The following is an 18,212-nucleotide window of genomic DNA, read 5'->3' as shown; positions in this document are numbered from 1 at the left end:
TTCCGAAAGTGTCACCATGAAAATTCTTGTTACCGGCGGCCTGGGCTACATCGGCTCGCATACCTGTGTCGAACTGATCAAGGCCGGCCACGAGCCGATCGCCTTCGACAACCTGTCCAACAGCCAGCGCAGCGTGCTCGATCGGGTGCAGCGCATCAGCGGCCAGCCGCTCACCTTCATCGAAGGCGACATCCGCGACGGCGCCGCCCTCGACGCCGCCTTCAGCGCGCACCGGATCGGCGCCGTGATCCACTTCGCCGGCCTGAAAGCCGTGGGCGAGTCGGTCTCGCAGCCGCTGCGCTACTACGACAACAACGTCTCCGGCTCCCTGATGCTGTTCGACGCCATGGCGCGCCACGACGTCAAGTCGCTGGTGTTCAGCTCCTCGGCCACCGTGTACGGCGACCCGGTCTCGGTGCCGATCAAGGAAGATTTTGCGCTGTCGGCCACCAATCCCTACGGCCGCAGCAAGCTGATCATTGAAGACATGCTGCGCGACCTGATCAAGGCCGATGCGAGCTGGCGCATCGCGCTGCTGCGCTATTTCAACCCGGTCGGCGCCCACGAGAGCGGCCTGATCGGCGAAGAACCGAACGGCATCCCCAACAATCTGCTGCCCTACATCGCCCAGGTGGCCGAAGGCCGGCGCGAGTTCCTGTCGGTGTACGGCGGCGATTATCCGACCCCGGACGGCACCGGCATGCGCGATTACATCCACGTGGTCGACCTGGCCATCGGTCATGTGAAAACCTTAAGCAAGCTGGCGACAGGTCCCGGCGTTGTTACGTACAATCTTGGCACCGGGCGCGGCAACAGTGTGCTGGAAATGGTGCGCGCATTCGAACAGGCCAGCGGCAAGCAAGTGCCCTACCGCATCGTGGCGCGCCGCCCGGGCGATATCGCCGCGTGCTTTGCCGATGCCAGCCTCGCCGAAAGCGAGCTCGGCTGGAAGGCGGAGCGCGACGTGGCCCAGATGTGCGCCGATGCATGGCGCTGGCAATCCCTGCCCAAGTGACAATTTAACGAAAGAATTCCCATGAAAGCGATGATCCTGGCCGCTGGTAAAGGCACCCGTGTGCGCCCCCTGACCTATGATCTGCCCAAGCCGATGATCCCGATCCTGGGCAAACCCGTGATGGCCTACCTGGTGGAGCACCTGGCCAAGTACGGCGTGACCGAGATCATGGTCAACGTCAGTTATCTGCACGAAAAGATCGAAGAGTATTTCGGCGAAGGCCACCAGTTCGGGGTCCAGATCGGCTACTCCTTCGAAGGCTACACCAACGATGATGGCGAGGTCGTGCCGCAGCCGATCGGCTCGGCCGGCGGCATGAAGAAGATCCAGGAATTCGGCGGCTTCTTCGACGACACCACCATCGTGCTGTGCGGCGACGCCCTGATCGATCTGGACCTCAAGTCGGCCCTGTTCGAGCACCGCCGCAAGGGCGCGTTGTGTTCGGTCATCACCAAGGAAGTACCTTGGGATAAGGTATCGAGCTACGGCGTGGTGGTCACCGACAAGGATGGCCGCATCACCGAGTTCCAGGAAAAGCCGTCCGAGGCTGAAGCCAAGTCGAACTTCATCAGCACCGGCATCTATATTTTCGAGCCGCAGGTGATCGACCTGATTCCCTCGGGTGTGCCGTTCGATATCGGCTCCGAACTGTTCCCGCTGCTGGCCAAGGAAGGCATGCCGTTCTACGCGCAGACGCGCGGCTTCAACTGGATCGACATCGGCAGCGTGTCCGACTACTGGCAGACCCTGCAGAACGTGCTGCTGGGCGAAGTCGCCCACATGGACGTGCCCGGCATCCAGGTCGAAGACGGCCTGTGGGTCGGCCTGAACACCCGCATCGAGTGGGAAGGCACCACCATCGAAGGGCCGGTCTACATCGGCTCGGGCGCCTGCGTGGAAGCCGGCGCCACCATCATCGGGCCGAGCTGGATTGGCCACGGCAGCCACATCTGCTCGGGCGCGAAGGTGGTGCGCAGTGTGTTGTTCGAATACACACGGGTCTTGCGCGATGTAACTTTAGATGAAATGATCGTCTTTAAGGACTACAGTGTGGACCGGGCCGGCGAAATGAAGCACGTGTCGGACTACGCGTCCGACGAGTGGGTCAACGCGCGCGACCGCCGCTTCACCCGGCGCTCCGATGCGCCGCTGGAAGCGGTCAAGTAAACATCGTGGCAGCGCACATAGAGGCAGCGCACATAATAAGAGCAGCATAAAAACGACCTGAAAGAGATGCAATGAAAATCTACCCAGTGATCCTGTCCGGTGGCGCGGGGACGCGCCTGTGGCCCCTGTCGCGCGCGGTGCTGCCCAAGCAGCTGCTGCCGCTGGTAACCGACAAGACCATGCTGCAAGATACCGTCCTGCGCGTATCCGGCTGGCCCGAGCTGATGGCGCCGCTGGTGGTGTGCGGCAACGAGCACCGCTTCCTGGTGGCCGAGCAGCTGCGCGAAATCGGTGTCACCCCGCTCGGCATCCTGCTCGAACCGGTCGGCCGCAACACCGCCCCGGCGGTGGCCGCCGCCGCCAACTACCTGCGCGCCATCGATCCGGACGCGGTCATGCTGGTACTGCCGGCCGACCACGTGATCGACAAGAACGTGCCGTTCGCCGAGGCGGTGGCCCAGGCCGCGACCCTGGTGGCCGATGGCGCCCTGGCCACCTTCGGCATCGTGCCGCAGGCGCCCGAGACCGGCTATGGCTATATCCACCGCGGCGCGCCGGCGGCCGGTTCCGCCGCTGCCTACCAGGTCGACCGTTTCGTCGAAAAACCCGACCGCGCCAGCGCCGAAGGCTTCGTTGCCGACGGCGGCTATTACTGGAACAGCGGCATGTTCCTGTTCCGCGCCGAAGGCTATCTGCGCGAGCTGGCCGAATTCGCCCCGGCGATTGCGGTGGCGGCCGAAGCGGCTGTGCGGCTGGGCTACCGCGACCTCGATTTCTGCCGCCTGGACGAAGCGGCGTTCTCCAGCTGCCCGTCCGATTCGATCGATTACGCCGTGATGGAGCGTACCCGCCACGCCGTGGTGGTGCCGGCCGACATCGGCTGGAGCGATGTTGGTTCCTGGTCGGCGCTGTGGCAAGTCCAGCAGGGCCGCGGCGCGGACGCGCAGGGCAATGTGCAGCGCGGCGATGTGTACCTCGATGGTGTGAGCAATTCGCTGGTGCGCGCCGAGAGCCGCATCGTGGCGGTGGTCGGCGTGAGCGACCTGGTCGTGGTGGAAACGCCGGACGCGGTGCTGGTGGCGCACAAGGACCAGGTGCAGCGCGTCAAGCAGATCGTCGACCATCTCAAGTCCAAGGAACGCACCGAGCACCTGCATCACACCAGGGTGTACCGCCCGTGGGGGTATTACGAGGGCATCGACGCGGGCGAGCGTTTCCAGGTCAAGCGCATTACCGTCAAGCCGGGCGAAAAATTGTCGCTGCAGATGCACCATCACCGGGCCGAACACTGGGTGGTGGTGAGTGGTACGGCGCGCGTGACCTGCGGCGAAAAAGTGAGCCTGTTGTCGGAAAACGAATCGACCTACATCCCGATCGGCATGAATCACCGCCTGGAAAACCCGGGCAAGGTGCCGCTGCACATCATTGAAGTGCAGTCCGGCAGTTATCTGGGTGAAGACGACATCGTGCGCTTCGAAGATATCTACCAGCGCGCATAAGCGCGTTGACGGCAAAGGGAAGGGGAGCCGCGGCTCCCCTTTTTTGTGTCCGATTGGCGCCGGCCGTTGCCTGGATTGGTCGTCAGACAAGTTAAATGCTGCGTTGCAACAAGAGTGATGTGTTGATTTCTACGCCGTCTCCCGCGAAAAATGTTGCCAAATACACTTAGTTACAACTTAGGGCTTTTTTCGTGTCCTAAAATTGACATTTCCAGAAAATTTTTTATGTTTCCTAATAGATATGTTCCGCTTACGTTCATCGAAAATCGCCTAACGTCGAACAAAAGAGATAAAAAAAATCAATTTGTTAAATTCTGAAATAAATTTCCCCAGCAGAATTGTTTCTCCACGCATAGAATTCGGTCCGTTATCCGAATTTATCCGATGTGAGGAAGTATGTTTTTTAACGTATTCAACCGCGCCATCCTTTGCGCCGGACTCGTTGCACTGACCGCTTGCGGGGGTGGAGAGCCGATCGGCACCGAGACGATCACCGTTCAGACCAGTTCCGCTTCCGCAGTCCAGCAAGCTCCGGCCACCCCGGCCACGTACACCAATACCAGCACGGTGCAGGGCGCCGCTGCCGTGCGCAGCGCGCCAGCGGTCAGCACGGCCGAGCGCGAAGCCGAACAGCTGCGCATGGTTCCCTACGAGCAGGCCTTCTCCCTGGAAGTGCGGCGCCGCGCGCTAGAGCGTCCCGAGCATCTGCGCGAGCAGGGCCCGGCGGGAAATCCGCCCGCGCAGCCGGCCTGCGATCCCGCGCCCGACCCGGCCCGGCCAGCCGAGTGCATTGCCACCCAGCCCGTCGCGGCCGCGGCGCCGGCCGGCCAGGCGCTATAATCGGCGCTGCGGGGCAAGCGGTCCCGCCTAACCGACCTGGCGATTCCATGACCCTGCGCGCAGCACTGTTCCTGACCCTTGCCCTCGGCGGCGCCATCGGCCAGGCTGGCGCCCAGGGCGCCTCGGCGCCACGTCTGCGGCCCAGCCAGCTGGCGCTGGTCGTCAACGCCGCCGAACCGAACAGCGTGGCCATTGCCGCGTACTACCGCAAGGCGCGCGGCATTCCGGCCGCCAACGTCATTCACGTGAATATTCCCGGCAAGCCGCAGCGGCTCGACGCCGCCCGCTTCAGCGCCCTGAAAGACAGCATCGACAGCCAGCTTCCGCCCGGCATCGAAGCCGTGCTGATGGTCTGGACCGCGCCCTATGCCGTCGAGTGCAACGCCATCACGGCCGCCTACAGCATGGGTTTCGACGCCGGCCAGTGCAGCAACACCTGCGCCGCCAGCCGCCCCAGCGCCTACTTCAACGCCAGCTCGGTCCAGCCGCTGGCCGACTTCCGCATGCGCCTGTCGATGCTGCTGCCGACCGACTCGGTGGCGCAGGCCAAGGCCCTGATCGACCGTGGCGTGGCGAGCGGTTTTCGCGTGCCGAACGCCAGCGCGTATTATCTGGTCACCTCGCAGGCGGCGCGCAATTCGCGGGCCGAGCTGTTTCCGCGCGACGGACAGATCGCCGCCAGGAAGATCCGCACCAAAACCCTGCATAGCGACGCACTCGACGGTGTGAGCGACATCATGGTGTACCAGACCGGCACCGCGAGGGTCGACAAGCTCGACAGCGTCAAATTTCTGCCGGGCGCGCTGGCCGACCACCTGACCTCCTTCGGCGGCGACCTGTACGGCACCAGCCAGATGAGCAGCCTGCGCTGGCTGGAAGCGGGCGCGACGGCCAGCTATGGCAGCGTCAGCGAGCCCTGCAACCACTGGCAAAAATTTCCCCATCCCGGCGTCCTGCTCAAGCATTACCTGAACGGCAGCACCGCCATCGAAGCGTACTGGCGCAGCGTGGCCTGGCCGACCCAGGGCCTGTTCATCGGCGAGCCGCTGGCGGCGCCGTATGGACGCTGAGCGCCTGGTGCCACGGGGCCGCTGCGCGCGATCGGTACGCCGCCTCCATGCAGCCGGTTTGCCGGCCGCGCTGTGCGCTGCTTGTTCATGGGACTGGGCGCACTGTCGGTCCTGCCGGCCGCTTCCTGTGCCGGCATGCGGCTGTACCTCGATCGCGCAGCGCCCGCGCGGGACCGAGGCGGCCCTGCATCATGCCAAGGCCCGGCGCTTGCGTTAATCAGGCTCGCGCCTCATCGCGACGGCGTGCGCTGTCCACGGGCCGACTCGTCCTTCCACCGGGGCGCGCCGCATGCCGGCGCGGCAGTGCACTGTCATCATGTTGTCATTTATCACAACTATGATGAAATTTACTATGGAAGAATACTTTTTGCTAACATAGAACATCAACGTCCGTAGTCGGCATGACAATGCCGATTCCACTCTACTCCCTTCAGGAAGTTTCGATGAAAAAGCCCGTAGCAACCATTCACGTTCCCGGCCGGCTGACCGTGCTGGCCGCACTGATGGCCGGTTTTGCCTCACCCGCCATGGCGGTCTCGCCCGACCTCGTGATCAGCCAGGTGTACGGCGCTGGTGGTAACGCCAACACCACTTTCTTTACCAACGACTACATCGAAATCTTCAACCGCGGCAGTGCCCCGGTCACCGCCGAAGGGTGGAGCCTCCAGTACGGCTCGGCCACCAGCACGGGCGCCTGGAGCGGCAAGTCGGCCCTGCCGACCTTCACCGTCGAGCCGGGCCAGTACGTCCTGATCCAGCAGCAGAGCGGCGGCTCGGGCCAGCCTTCACTGCCAACCCCGGTCATCGTGCCGCAAAGCGGGTTTAACATGTCGGGAACCACCGGCAAAGTCGCGCTGGTGCGCGATACCGCGACCCTCAGCGGCGCCACCCCGAGCGGTGACAACATCGCCGACCTGGTCGGCTTCGGCACCGCCAACGGCGCCGAAGGCACGCGCGCACCGGCCATGTCGGCCTCGCTGGCCTTGTTCCGCGCCAATGGCGGCTGCGCCGATACCGACGACAACAGCGTCGACTTCGCCACCGCCGCGCCGGCCCCGCGCACCAGCGCCTCGGCCCGCAATACCTGCGGCGCCACCGTGCCGCAAGCCAAGCCGATCGTGCCGGTCTGCCCGGCCAGCCTGGCCATCGAACAGGGCAAGCCGGGCGCGCTCTTGCTGCGCGCCTCGGATGAAGACAGCATCGTCAATGGCGCCGTCATCGCCAGCGGCGCCGTGCCCGGCATCAGCCTGGGCAGCCTGACGGCGGCCTCCGCCAACGGCGCATCCGCCAACGTCAACCTGCAGGCGGCGGCAAGCCTGGCCTCGGGCAGCTATCCGCTGGTGATTCGTTTTACTAACAATGCCGGCCAGGAAGCGACTTGCCCGGTCAATGTCAGCGTCTCGGGCGCGGCCACCATCCCGCAAATCCAGGGCGCCGGCGCGGCCAGTCCGTTCGCCAATGTCAGCGTGAGCACCGAAGGCGTGGTCACCCACAAGGTGTCGAACGGCTATTTCATCCAGGATGCCAACGGCGACGGCGATCCGGCCACATCGGACGGCCTGTTCGTCTTCACCAGCACCGCGCCAACGCTGGCCGTGGGCGACCTGGTGCGCGTGAAAGGCACCATCGTCGAGTACAAGCCGACCGGCGCGCTGCGCACCTACACTGAAATGAAAGACATCACCGGCACCGATGTGCTCGGCAGCGGCAACAGCGTCACGCCCGCCAACATCACTTTCGTGCCGGGCACGGACCTGGCGCGTTACGAGGCAATGCTGGTCAATATCAGCAATGTCCTGACCGTCAACCAGACCAATTACCTGGGCGACCGTGGCGAGCTGACCCTGTCGGTGGGACGCCGCGAAACCGCGACCAACCGTTTCCGTCCGGGCACGCCGGAAGCGCTGGCGCTGGCGGCATCGAACGCGAGCAACGAACTGGTGCTCGACGACAGCTGGTTCATCACCCCGCCGGCCGCCACCCCGCCGTGCGCGGATGTGGTGGCCTGCTCGGGCATTCCCTACCTGGGCCAGGATGGCACGGTGCGCGCCGGCGATACCGTCGGCAACCTGGTCGGCGTGGTCGACTTCGGCGCCATCGGGGGCGGCCGCACAGCCTTCAAGATCCAGCCGACCATGGCGCCGTCGTTCACACGCAGCAATTCGCGCCTGGCGGCACCGGAACTGCCGGTTGGCAACGTCAAGGTGGCCAGCGCCAACGTGCTCAACTTCTTCACCACCTTCCTCGACGGCGCCGACGCCTGGGGCCGCACGGGGCAGGGCTGCAAGGTCGGTTCGACCACGCGTCCATCGAATTGCCGTGGCGCCGACAACATGGTCGAATTCGTGCGCCAGCGCGACAAGATCGTCAATGAACTGAAAGCCATCGACGCCGATGTGGTGGGCTTGATGGAAATCCAGAACAACGACGACATCGCGGTCGACTACCTGGTCAGGCAGCTCAACGCGGCCACCGGCTTCGAGACCTATGCTTACGTGCCCAAGCCGGCCACCACCGGCACCGATGCGATTCGCGTGGCGATGATCTACAAGCCGGCCAAGGTCAGCCCGGCCGGCGGCGCGCTGTCCGACGGCGATGCCGTCAACAACCGTCCGCCGATGGCGCAGACCTTCAAGGCCGCCAACGGCGCGAAGTTTTCGGTGATCGTCAACCACCTCAAGTCGAAGGGCGGCTGCGGTTCCGGCGCCAACGCCGACCTGGGCGATGGCCAGAGCTGCAATAACGCCACCCGCGTGCTGCAGGCGCAGCGCCTGGCCAGCTATTTCATTCCGCAAGTGGTGGCAAGCGCGGGCGACCCGGACGTGCTGGTCATCGGCGACATGAATGCGCACGGCTTCGAAGATCCGATCCACCTGCTCAACCAGGCCGGCCTGGTCAACCAGCTGGAGCGCTTCGTGCGTCCGGGCGGCATTCCTTACTCCTACGTCTTCGACGGCGAGAGCGGCTACCTCGACCATGCGCTGGCCAGCACCTCGCTCGACGCCCAGGTCATCGGCGCCACCGAATGGCATACCAATGCGGATGAGCCGACCGTGATCGACTACAACACCGACGCCAAGAGCAGCGCCGCCCAGGCCCTGTTCAAGAATGACGCGTTCCGTTCCTCGGATCACGATCCGGTGGTGGTGGCGCTGAACCTGGCGCCGGCCTATGCCGACGTCACCGCCAGTTTCGGCGTCAGCGGTTCGGGCTTGCGCGTGGATATTTTCAAAAATACCTACAGCGGCACCCTGACTATCACAAACAATAGCGACGCGCCAATCACCGGACCGCTCCATGTTGTATTTTCGTCACTGACTCCGGGCGTAACTGTTGCTACACGGACTGGAATGTTGGGAACTGAGCCATATATGACTGTTAGCAATGGTACAATACCAGTTGGCGCCAAAGTCACCCTTTCCGTTGTGTATAGCAGTCCCGCCCGTAAAGGCGTTGGTTTCGTCACGAAAATTTTAAGTGGTTCACTCTAAGGGAAGAAGAATGTTCGATATCAAAAAAATTATCACGAAAGCATTGCTCGCCGTAACGTTCGCGTTGGGCGCCACTGCGGCATGGGCTGGTCCGAGTTATCACGTTTCCATTGACTCCAGCAAATTTGTTGGCAATGGCGGGGCCATGTATTTCAGCTTCAACAGCGTGCAAGCGGCCACCTCGGCGTTTGCCGATGTCACCAACTTCAGCGGTGCCTTCGAAGACGAGATTCTCCGTGGGGGTAGTGTTCTGGGCGATATTCCTGGCTTGGTCACCTTCGCTAACAGCGGCGCGGACAATTATCTGATGCAGTCGGTCGTTCTTGGTGGTATTTTCGGTTTCGATGTCCATTTCCGTGGCGACTTCGAGACCGTCGCGGGAAGCTTTGGCGCCCTGTTCGGCGTGGCGCTGGTTGACCTCGACACTGGCGAATACTACGGCGGCAACGGTAATCTGGTCGAGTTCCAGCTGACTCCGCCAGGCGTGGTCGATGTCGACAACCCGACCCGCATCGTGACGGTGACCCCGCTGCTGCCACCGACCTCGGTGCCGGAACCATCGGACCTGCTGCTGGTCATGACCGGCCTGGGCCTGGTTGCCTTCGTCCGTCGCCGCAGCGGCAAGGCGGCGCGCTAAGCGACGCTCGAGGCGGGCCGCAGGGCCCGCCTGCATCGATCGCACATTTGCCGGGAACGGCAAGTGTGCTTTTTTTTGTCCGGGCACGCGGTAAGCGATCCGTCAGCACCCCGAAAAACCTTGCTCAAAAGCATGTCAAATATCCCCGTGCCCGCTATGAAAGAATAGTTGTCGCAACCGTCGGCGGCATGGTAGCCTTGCACGCCAAATTGAGCATTGAGGAGTCGAACGGATGTTTGCAGTAACGAAAATCAACCACTCCCGGCGCACGCGCCCTGCGGGCTTCACCCTGCTTGAATTACTCGTCGTTATCGTCATCATCGGCTTGCTCGCCGCTTACGTGGGGCCGAAGTATTTCGCCCAGCTCGGCAAGTCCGAAGTCACCGTCGCCAAGGCCCAGATCGAAGCGTTCGAAAAGTCGCTCGACACCTACCGCCTCGACGTCGGCCGCTACCCGACCACCGAAGAAGGCATGGCCGCCTTGCTGGTCGCGCCCGCCACCGCCGGCGTCAAGTGGAATGGTCCCTACCTCAAAAAAGCGGTGCCGCAGGATCCGTGGGGCCGCCCATACCAGTACCGCGCGCCAGGCACCAAGGGCGACTACGAAATCGTCTCGACCGGCAAGGACGGCCAGCCCGGCGGCACCGGCGAAAACGCCGACATCACGTCCCAATAGTTTCCTGACCCCGCAGTTTTCCCTTTCCCCGCAAAGGCCTCATGCAGTTTGCTGTCCGTACCCTCGCGCCTGACCTGAGCATTAGCAGCCAGGTGGTCGACGCCCAGGATGAGGCCGATGCCCGCCGCCAGTGCGAAGCACGCGGGCTGTTCGTCAGCGCGGTCGAACCGGTGCGCGCCGCCGGCCTGCGCCGCGGTCGCGGCCCAGGTCTGTCGCTGGTGCTGTTCAGCCAGGAACTGCTGGCCTTGCTGACGGCGGGCCTGGGCATCGTCGAAGCGCTCGAAGCCCTGCTCGAAAAAGAAACCAGCGTCTCGACCCGCAGCGTGCTCGAACGCCTGCTCGGCGGCTTGCGCGAAGGCAAACGCTTTTCCAGCGTGCTGGCCGACCAGCCGGACCTGTTTTCGCCGCTCTACATCGGCATCGTGCGCGCCGCCGAAGGCACCAGCGACCTGCCGCGTTCGCTCGCGCGCTACATCGATTACCAGCAGCGCATCGACGTGGTGCGCAGCAAGATCGTCAGCGCCGCCATTTATCCGGTGATCCTGCTGGCAGTCGGCGGCGGCGTGAGCATGTTCCTGATTACCTACGTGGTGCCGCGCTTTGCCGAGGTCTACCAGGGCGCCGGACGCAACCTGCCGTGGATGTCGCAGATGCTGCTCGGCTGGGGCCAGTTCGCCAGCGGCCACAGCGGCCTGCTGCTGGGCGGCCTGGCCGTGCTGGCGGGCGCGCTGGTGCTGCTGTGGCGGCGCCTGACCCGCAACGGCGGCCTGGCGCGCCTGGTCACGCGCCTGCCCGGCATCGGCGAACGGGTGCGCATTTACGAACTCTCGCGCCTGTACCTCACGCTCGGCATGCTCAGCGAAGGCGGTATCACCATCGTCAACGCCATCGACACCGTGCAGGCGATGGTATCAAGCTCGATGCGCGCTTCCTTGGGCGCGGCGCGCACCAGCATCGAGTCGGGCCTGCCGCTCTCGACCGCGTTCGAGGCCAACAGCCTGACCACCCCGATCTCGCTGCGCATGCTGCGGGTGGGCGAGCGCACCGGCGACATGGGGCCGATGCTGACCCAGTCGGCGGCCTTTTACGACGGCGAAATCAGCCGCTGGATCGACCGCTTCACCCGTACTTTCGAACCCCTGCTGATGGCCGCCATCGGGCTGGTCGTCGGCGCCATTGTGGTGCTGCTGTATATGCCGATTTTCGATCTGGCCGGAGACATGTCGTGAGTTCCGCCGTGCCGTCTCCCATTCTCGACCCGGCCCTGCTGGCGCGCGCGCGCGCCCAGAGCCTGCACACGCAGCGCTCGCTGGTGGCCGAACTGGAGGCGGCCAGCGGCCTCGATGCGCGCCAGATCGTCCAGGCCCTGGCCGAGCCCTTCGGCTTGAGCGTGATGGAAACGGCCGAGATGCTCGGCTGCGCAACCGCCTTCGACCTGCTGCCGCTGGCGCAGGCGCTGGCGCGCCACTGCGTGCTGCTGCGCGAGCCCGGCGGCCAGGTGCTCGGCGTGATCGCCGACCCCTTCGACGTCGACCTGCAAACCTGGCTTGCTACCCGCGCGCGCGCCACCCCAGGCGCGCCGCTCAATGTGCGCCTGGCGCTGCAAGCCGATATCCAGGCCTACCTGTCCAAGCAGGAAGAATCGGCGCGCGCGGTCGACACCCTGGTGGCCAACGTGGGCGACGCCCGGCGCGACGGCAAGACCGCCGCCGTGCTGTCGTTCGCCTCGGTGTCCGAGGCCGCCAGCCCGGCTGTCAAGCTGGTCAACTCGACCCTGTACGACGCGCTCAAGGCCGGCGCATCCGACATCCATCTGGAGAGCACCGCCGGCGGCCTGGCCGTCAAGTACCGGGTCGATGGCGTGCTCGATCACGCCACCTCGGTGGGCGGCATCGAAGTGGCCGAGCACATCATCTCGCGCCTGAAAGTGCTGGCCGAACTCGATATCGCCGAACGCCGCGTGCCGCAGGACGGCAGCTTCCGGGTCGAGTCGGGCGGACGCGAGATCGACCTGCGCGTCTCGATCATGCCGAGCATCCACGGCGAGGACGCGGTCATCCGGATCCTCGACAAGCGCGCCATGATCGAAGCCTACGGCGCGCTCACCCTGGAGGCGCTGGGCTTCGACGCGGCCTCGCTGGTGTCCTTGCGCATGCTGGCGCAGGAAGCCTACGGCATGCTGCTGGTGACCGGGCCGACCGGTTCGGGCAAGACCACGACCCTGTACGCGGCCCTGACCGAAATCCACAACGGGCGCGAAAAGATCATCACCATCGAAGACCCGGTCGAATACCAGCTGCCCGGCATCCTGCAAATTCCGGTCAACGAAAAGAAGGGCCTGACCTTTGCCAAGGGCTTGCGCTCGATCCTGCGCCACGACCCCGACAAGATCATGGTCGGCGAAATCCGCGACCGCGAAACCGCCGAAATCGCGGTGCAGTCGGCCCTGACCGGCCACCTGGTGCTCACCACCGTCCACGCCAACAATGTGTTCGACGTGTTCGGCCGCTTTACCCACATGGGCATCGATCCCTACGCCTTCGTGTCGGCGCTCAACGGCATCTGGGCCCAGCGCCTGGTGCGCATGAACTGCCCGCACTGCGCGGAACAATTCACCCCGAGCGACGCCGAACTCGATGCGGTCAACCTGGAACGCGCCGACGTGCACGACTACCTTTTCATGCAGGGCAAGGGCTGCGGCGATTGCCGCGGCACCGGTTACAAGGGGCGCCGTTCGATCGCCGAAATCCTCACCCTCAACGACGAGATCCGTGAACTGATCGTCGACAAGCGCCCGATCCGCCAGATCAAGGCCGCGGCCCACGCCAACGGCACCCGCAGCCTGCGCCTGGCCGCGCTCGACCTGGTCAAGCGCGGCGCCACCACGCTCACCGAAATCAAGCGGGTGACCCTGCATGCGTAGACGCTTCGGACAATCGCTGCGGGTCGGCATCGCGCCCGGCGCCGTCGCGCTCCTCAAAACCAGCCGTTTCGGCAGCGCTTCGCCCGAGCTGGTGGCCGAACTGGCGTTCGATGGCGGCAGCCACCCCGAGTCGATCGCCGGCGCCTTGCGCCTGCTGCTCGAAGGCGCCGGCAGCGCCAACTGGCCCGTCACCATCGTGCTGGCCGATGAACTGGTGCGCATCTGGCAGGTGGCGCCGCCCGCGGGCAGCGCGCGCCTGGCCGACCTGGAGGCCGCCGCCGCGCTGCGCTTTCAAACCTTGTTCGGCGAGCCGACCGGCGCCTGGCAGCTGGCCGCCGGCTGGGATGCGGCGCAGCCGTTCCTGGTCGCCGCGCTGCCGCGCCACCTGCTGGCGCTGATCGAACAGGTGTGCGCCGCCCAGCGCGCGCCGCTGGTGCAACTGGTGCCGCAATTCGTCGCCGGGTTCAACCAGTGGCGCGGCTCTGTCAAGAGCGGCGCCTGGTATGGCCTGGTGCAGCAGCGCGTCTTGAGCCTGGCCGCCATCGAGGACGGGTCGATCCGCGCCGTGCGCGCTGCCGCGCTGCCCGAGGACGCCGATCTTGACTGGCTGGCCGCGCATGTGGCGCGCGAAGCGCTGCGCCTGAATGTCTCGGTGCCGGCGCGCCTGTGCGTATCGGGCCACGCGCCCGCCGCCTGGAGCAAGGGCGCCACCCACCCCGCACTCAGCTGCCATTTGCTGGGGCAAGGGCAGGGCGTGGGCTGGTCCGACTGCGCGCGCCTGGCCGCAACCGGGAGCCGGTTATGAAACGTGTGCACATCGATTTTGCGCCGCCCTCCATGCAGCGCACCCTGCACCGCGCCGGCCCCGGCACCTGGGCCGTGGCCGTGCTCGGGCTGGCCCTGTGCGCGGCCGCCGCCACCCTGGGCTGGCGCCTGGTGGCGCAGCAGCGCGCCGACACCGAACAACTGAACGCGGCGCGCCTGCGCTCGCGCGCCCCCGTGGTGGTGGCGCCTGTGGCGCAAGGCCCGCGCATTTCCGAAGCGCAGGCGGCCGGCGTGAACGCGGCCGTCATGCAACTGAACCTGCCGTGGCGCGCCCTGTACGACGCCATCGCCGCCGCCACGCCGCCCGCCATCGGCATGCTGGCGCTGGAACCGGACGCGCGCAAACGCAGCCTGAAAATCACCGCCGAAGCGAAAAGCAGCGATGCCATGATCGAATACGTCGAACTGCTCAAACGCGAGGAACTGTTCGCCGGCGTGACCCTGATCCGCCACGAAATCAACGAGCAGGACCCCAACAAGCCAATCCGCTTCCAGCTCGAAGCCGAATGGGTGGCGCCATGAGCGCGCCGACCGTCGCAAGGATGGCGCTGCGCGCGCGCCTGGCCGTGGCCGCTCGGGGGCCGTTTTTTTGCGGCGCCTGCGTGCTGCTGCTGGCCGGCGGCGCCGCCGTCATCTGGCTGCTGCCGCAAGGCGCGCTGCAAGCGCAGCGCCACGCCGTCGCGCTCGGCCTGGCGCGCATGCCGCCGGCGCTCGACAAGCCGGCGCCGGTCATCGCCAACGAAAACCTGGCCCTGTTCTACGCCACCCTGGGCGAAAAGCGCTACGCCGAGCAGCAGGTCAAGACCCTGTTCGGGATCGCCGCCAAGAGCGGCCTGTCGCTCTCGCAGGGCGACTACAAGGCCGGCTACGACCGCAACGCGCGCCTGCACACCTATCAAGTGACCTTGCCGGTCAAGGGCAGCTACGGCGCCATCTGGAAGTTCACCATCCTGTCGCTGCGCGCGATTCCCTTCGCCTCGCTCGACGAAATCAGCTTCAAGCGCGACAACCTCGGCGAGCCGGTGCTCGAAGCGCGCGTGCGCATGACCTTTTACCTGCAAGACGTGCCGGGAGCGCCGCAATGACCCCGCGCCACCTCGCCATGGGCGCGGCCGTGCTGCTGGCCGCCGGCCTGCTCATTTTTGGCGACAACAAGCCCGAGCCGGATGTGGCCGAAGCGGTCGAACGCAGCGCGCCGAAGGCCGTCGTGACCCGCACCAGTAGCGTCGCCAATGCTGTCGCCGCGCCGGCCGAACCGGCGATCCTGCGCCTGGCCGCGCGCGACACCCTGATCGGCGATGACGACGCCTTCGGGGCCGGCGTGTTCGGCAGCCAGAACCTGAACCCGGCGCCGCCGGCGGCGGCGGTCGACAACGCGCCGCCACCGCCCCCGCCGCCGCCAAGCGCGCCGCCGCTGCCCTTCGTCTACATCGGCAAGGCGGTCGGCGAGGGCGCGTGGGAAGTCTTCCTCGCGCGCGGCGACAAGACCTATATCGTACGTAACAAGATGGTGATCGACGGCGTGTACCGGGTGGACGCGATCGCGCCGCCCACGCTGACCTTGACCTATCTGCCTTTGAACCAGGTTCAACAGCTCAACATTGGAGTCTTCGACTGATGGCTAGCCACCGGATTGGCACACGTTGCCTGAATTTGCCACCCTGGCGCCGCCTTGCGCGCGCCGCTGCCGTTCCGCTGATGGTGCCACTGATGCTGCTGGCGCTGTCCGGCTGCGCCGGGCGCGCCGCTTACCTCGAAGGCAATTCGCTGGTCGAGAAGGATGAAGTCGAGGCGGGCCTGATCAAGTACCGCCAGGCGATCGACGCCGAGCCCGAAAACCCGGTCTTCCGCGCCGCCTACCTGCGCGCGCGCGACCGCGCCGCCACGCGCCTGCTCGACCAGGCCGAGCGCGCGCTGGCCGCCGGCCGGCCCGCCCCGGCGCTGCAGGATTACCAGCGCGTGCTGGGATTCGATCCGGCCAACGAGCGCGCCAGGGCCGGCCTGCGCCTGATCGAGATGGACCAGCGCCACGCCAAAACCATGGAAGAAGCGACGGCCGCCTTCGAGCGCAAGGAATACGAGCCGGCCCGCGCGCGCGCCGCCGCCATCCTGGTCGAGCGCCCGCAGTACGAACCGGCGCGCCGGCTGCTTTTGCAGATAAACGAAAACACCGCCGCGCCGGTCGCCGAAACCGGCCTGGCCGCCGCCTACAAGACGCCGATCAGCATCGAGTTCCGCGACGCTCCGCTCAAGCAGGTGCTCGACGTGATCGCGCGCCGTTCGAACCTGAACTTCATTTTCGACAAGGACGTCAAGACCGACCAGAAGACCTCCATCTTCCTGAAAAACAGCACGGTCGAAGCGGCCATCTACTACTTGATGGTGTCGAACCAGTTGGACTATCAAATCATGGACGGCAATACCCTGCTGGTGTACCAGAACGTGGCCACCAAGCTCAAGGAATACCAGGAGATGACGGTGAAAACCTTCTTCCTGGCGAACGCCGACGCCAAGGTAGTGGCCAACACGCTCAAGACCATCCTCAAGTCGCGCGACGTGGTCATCGACGAAAAGCTCAATCTGGTGATCGTGCGCGACAACCCGGAAGCGATCAAGCTGGCCGCCAAGCTGGTGGCGCTGCAGGACGTGGCCGAGCCGGAAGTCATGCTCGAAGTCGAGATTTTGGAGATCAAGCGCAGCCGCCTGCTGGAACTGGGCGTCTCCTGGCCCACCACCCTGACCCTGGCGCCCCTGACCACGCCCGGCGGCGGGCCGCTCACGCTCGACACCGTGCGCGGGCTGGGACGCGCCGACATCGGCCTGTCGTCGCTGTCGACCACGATCACAGCGCGCAAGACCGACGGCGACTCGAACACCCTGGCCAATCCGCGCATCCGCGTGCGCAACAAGGAAAAGGCCAAGATCGTCATCGGCGACAAGGTCCCGAACATCACCACCACCTTGTCCTCGGGCGGCGTGGCGAACGGCTTTTCGCAGGAATCGATCACCTATCTGGACGTCGGCCTGACCCTGAACGTGGAGCCGACCATCTATCTGAATAACGAAATCGGCATCCGCGTCGGCCTGACGGTGAGCAGCCTGCTCGACACCATCACCACCGCCTCGGGCACCACCGCCTACCGCATCGGCAACCGCGAAGCGTCGACCATGCTGCAGTTGAAGGATGGCGAGAACCAGGTGCTGGCGGGCCTGATCAACAACGAAGACCGCAGCAGCGGCACCAAGATTCCCGGCGTGGGCAACCTGCCGGTGGTGGGGCGCCTGTTCGGACGCACCGCCGACGGCGCCGACCGCACCGAGATCGTGCTGTCGATTACGCCTCACCTGATCCGCAACATCCACCGTCCGCCGGCCAGCGCATCCGAGTTCAGCGCCGGCACCGAGACCAGCTTCCGGCGCCGTCCGGACACCACGCCGCGCGCGCCGGTGCTCATGCCGCCGTCGCCCGGCGCGCGCCCACCCGCACCGGCACCGGCACCGGCACCTGCGCCGGCGGCGGCCGAAGCGCCGGCGCCCGCCGTCACCCCGGTGCCGGCGCCGGAAACCACGCCCGCGCCGCGGCAATGATGGCGCAGGGGCGGGGCCGCGGCTTCACGCTGATCGAATTGCTGGTGACCCTGGCGATTCTGGCCCTGCTCGGCACCCTGGTGGTGCCGGTGACCCAAGTGACGATGCAACGCCAGCAGGAGCAGGAGCTGCGCCGCTCGCTGCGCGAGATCCGCCAGGGCATCGACGCCTACAAGCGCGCCTACGACGAAGGCCGCATCGCGCGTGCCCTCAACAGCAACGGCTACCCGAAGTCGCTCGAACAGCTGGTCGACGGCGTGCCCGATGTGCGCAGCCCGACGCGCGCCAAGATATTCTTCCTGCGCCGCGTGCCGCGCGACCCCTTCAGCGCCAGCGGCGACGTCAATCCGGCCCAGACCTGGGGCAAGCGCAGCTACGCCAGCGAGGCCCTTGACCCGCGCGAAGGCGAGGACGTGTACGATGTGTATTCGACCTCGGACCGGGTCGGCCTGAACGATGTACCGTACCGCAAATGGTGAAG

16 protein-coding genes are annotated in these 18,212 nt (G+C 65.6%); all 16 read left to right on the top strand.

Going from position 1 to position 18,212, the window contains the following annotated elements; translation table 11 throughout:
- Window positions 1-16: 16 nt before the first annotated feature.
- Window positions 17-1,015: a UDP-glucose 4-epimerase GalE gene (galE, locus tag F2P45_RS24515; protein WP_166880748.1), complete on the top strand. Its 999-nt coding sequence runs from the start codon at window positions 17-19 to the stop codon at window positions 1,013-1,015.
- A gap of 21 nt (window positions 1,016-1,036) precedes the next feature.
- Window positions 1,037-2,182: a nucleotidyltransferase family protein gene (locus F2P45_RS24510; RefSeq protein ID WP_166880746.1), complete on the top strand. Its 1,146-nt coding sequence runs from the start codon at window positions 1,037-1,039 to the stop codon at window positions 2,180-2,182.
- 71 nt (window positions 2,183-2,253) lie between these two features.
- A complete protein-coding gene (locus F2P45_RS24505) occupies window positions 2,254-3,681 on the top strand; it encodes a mannose-1-phosphate guanylyltransferase/mannose-6-phosphate isomerase (RefSeq protein WP_166880744.1) in 1,428 nt (475 codons plus the stop codon).
- 396 nt (window positions 3,682-4,077) lie between these two features.
- Window positions 4,078-4,521, top strand: coding sequence for a hypothetical protein (locus F2P45_RS24500; RefSeq protein ID WP_166880743.1), 444 nt, complete (start codon window positions 4,078-4,080; stop codon window positions 4,519-4,521).
- A gap of 47 nt (window positions 4,522-4,568) precedes the next feature.
- Window positions 4,569-5,591, top strand: a complete 1,023-nt coding sequence (locus F2P45_RS24495) for a TIGR03790 family protein (protein WP_166880742.1) — start codon at window positions 4,569-4,571, stop codon at window positions 5,589-5,591.
- A 443-nt stretch (window positions 5,592-6,034) separates the two neighbouring features.
- Entirely contained in the window at window positions 6,035-9,082 is a 3,048-nt protein-coding gene (locus tag F2P45_RS24490) for an ExeM/NucH family extracellular endonuclease (RefSeq protein WP_229505272.1), read from the top strand.
- 10 nt (window positions 9,083-9,092) lie between these two features.
- Entirely contained in the window at window positions 9,093-9,719 is a 627-nt protein-coding gene (locus F2P45_RS24485) for an NF038129 family PEP-CTERM protein (RefSeq protein WP_166880741.1), read from the top strand.
- A 232-nt stretch (window positions 9,720-9,951) separates the two neighbouring features.
- Entirely contained in the window at window positions 9,952-10,395 is a 444-nt protein-coding gene (gene gspG / locus F2P45_RS24480) for a type II secretion system major pseudopilin GspG (RefSeq protein WP_166880740.1), read from the top strand.
- Between the two features lie 41 nt (window positions 10,396-10,436).
- Window positions 10,437-11,624: a type II secretion system F family protein gene (locus tag F2P45_RS24475; protein WP_166880739.1), complete on the top strand. Its 1,188-nt coding sequence runs from the start codon at window positions 10,437-10,439 to the stop codon at window positions 11,622-11,624.
- An 8-nt stretch (window positions 11,625-11,632) separates the two neighbouring features.
- On the top strand, window positions 11,633-13,318 hold the full coding sequence (locus F2P45_RS24470) for a GspE/PulE family protein (protein ID WP_370663308.1): 1,686 nt from the start codon (window positions 11,633-11,635) through the stop codon (window positions 13,316-13,318).
- Window positions 13,311-14,123, top strand: a complete 813-nt coding sequence (locus F2P45_RS24465) for a hypothetical protein (protein WP_166880737.1) — start codon at window positions 13,311-13,313, stop codon at window positions 14,121-14,123. The genes F2P45_RS24470 and F2P45_RS24465 overlap by 8 nt, the downstream gene beginning before the upstream one ends.
- On the top strand, window positions 14,120-14,665 hold the full coding sequence (locus F2P45_RS24460) for a PilN domain-containing protein (protein WP_166880736.1): 546 nt from the start codon (window positions 14,120-14,122) through the stop codon (window positions 14,663-14,665). The genes F2P45_RS24465 and F2P45_RS24460 overlap by 4 nt, the downstream gene beginning before the upstream one ends.
- Window positions 14,662-15,228 carry a hypothetical protein gene (locus F2P45_RS24455; RefSeq protein WP_166880735.1) on the top strand — a complete coding sequence of 189 codons (567 nt, stop codon included), beginning with the start codon at window positions 14,662-14,664 and terminating at the stop codon, window positions 15,226-15,228. Before F2P45_RS24460 ends, F2P45_RS24455 begins: the two co-directional genes overlap by 4 nt.
- Window positions 15,225-15,761: a hypothetical protein gene (locus tag F2P45_RS24450; RefSeq protein ID WP_166880733.1), complete on the top strand. Its 537-nt coding sequence runs from the start codon at window positions 15,225-15,227 to the stop codon at window positions 15,759-15,761. The genes F2P45_RS24455 and F2P45_RS24450 overlap by 4 nt, the downstream gene beginning before the upstream one ends.
- Before the next feature lie 80 nt (window positions 15,762-15,841).
- Window positions 15,842-17,731 (top strand): secretin GspD/PilQ domain-containing protein, encoded by a 1,890-nt coding sequence (locus tag F2P45_RS24445; RefSeq protein WP_229505271.1) that lies wholly within the window; start codon window positions 15,842-15,844, stop codon window positions 17,729-17,731.
- Window positions 17,728-18,210, top strand: coding sequence for a type II secretion system protein (locus tag F2P45_RS24440; protein WP_166880731.1), 483 nt, complete (start codon window positions 17,728-17,730; stop codon window positions 18,208-18,210). The genes F2P45_RS24445 and F2P45_RS24440 overlap by 4 nt, the downstream gene beginning before the upstream one ends.
- The last annotated feature ends 2 nt before the right edge of the window (window positions 18,211-18,212 follow it).

This window comes from Massilia mucilaginosa (assembly GCF_011682145.1).
GTDB classification, from domain to species: Bacteria; Pseudomonadota; Gammaproteobacteria; order Burkholderiales; family Burkholderiaceae_D; genus Telluria_A; species Telluria_A mucilaginosa.
This window is presented reverse-complemented; position numbering and strand designations above follow the sequence as displayed.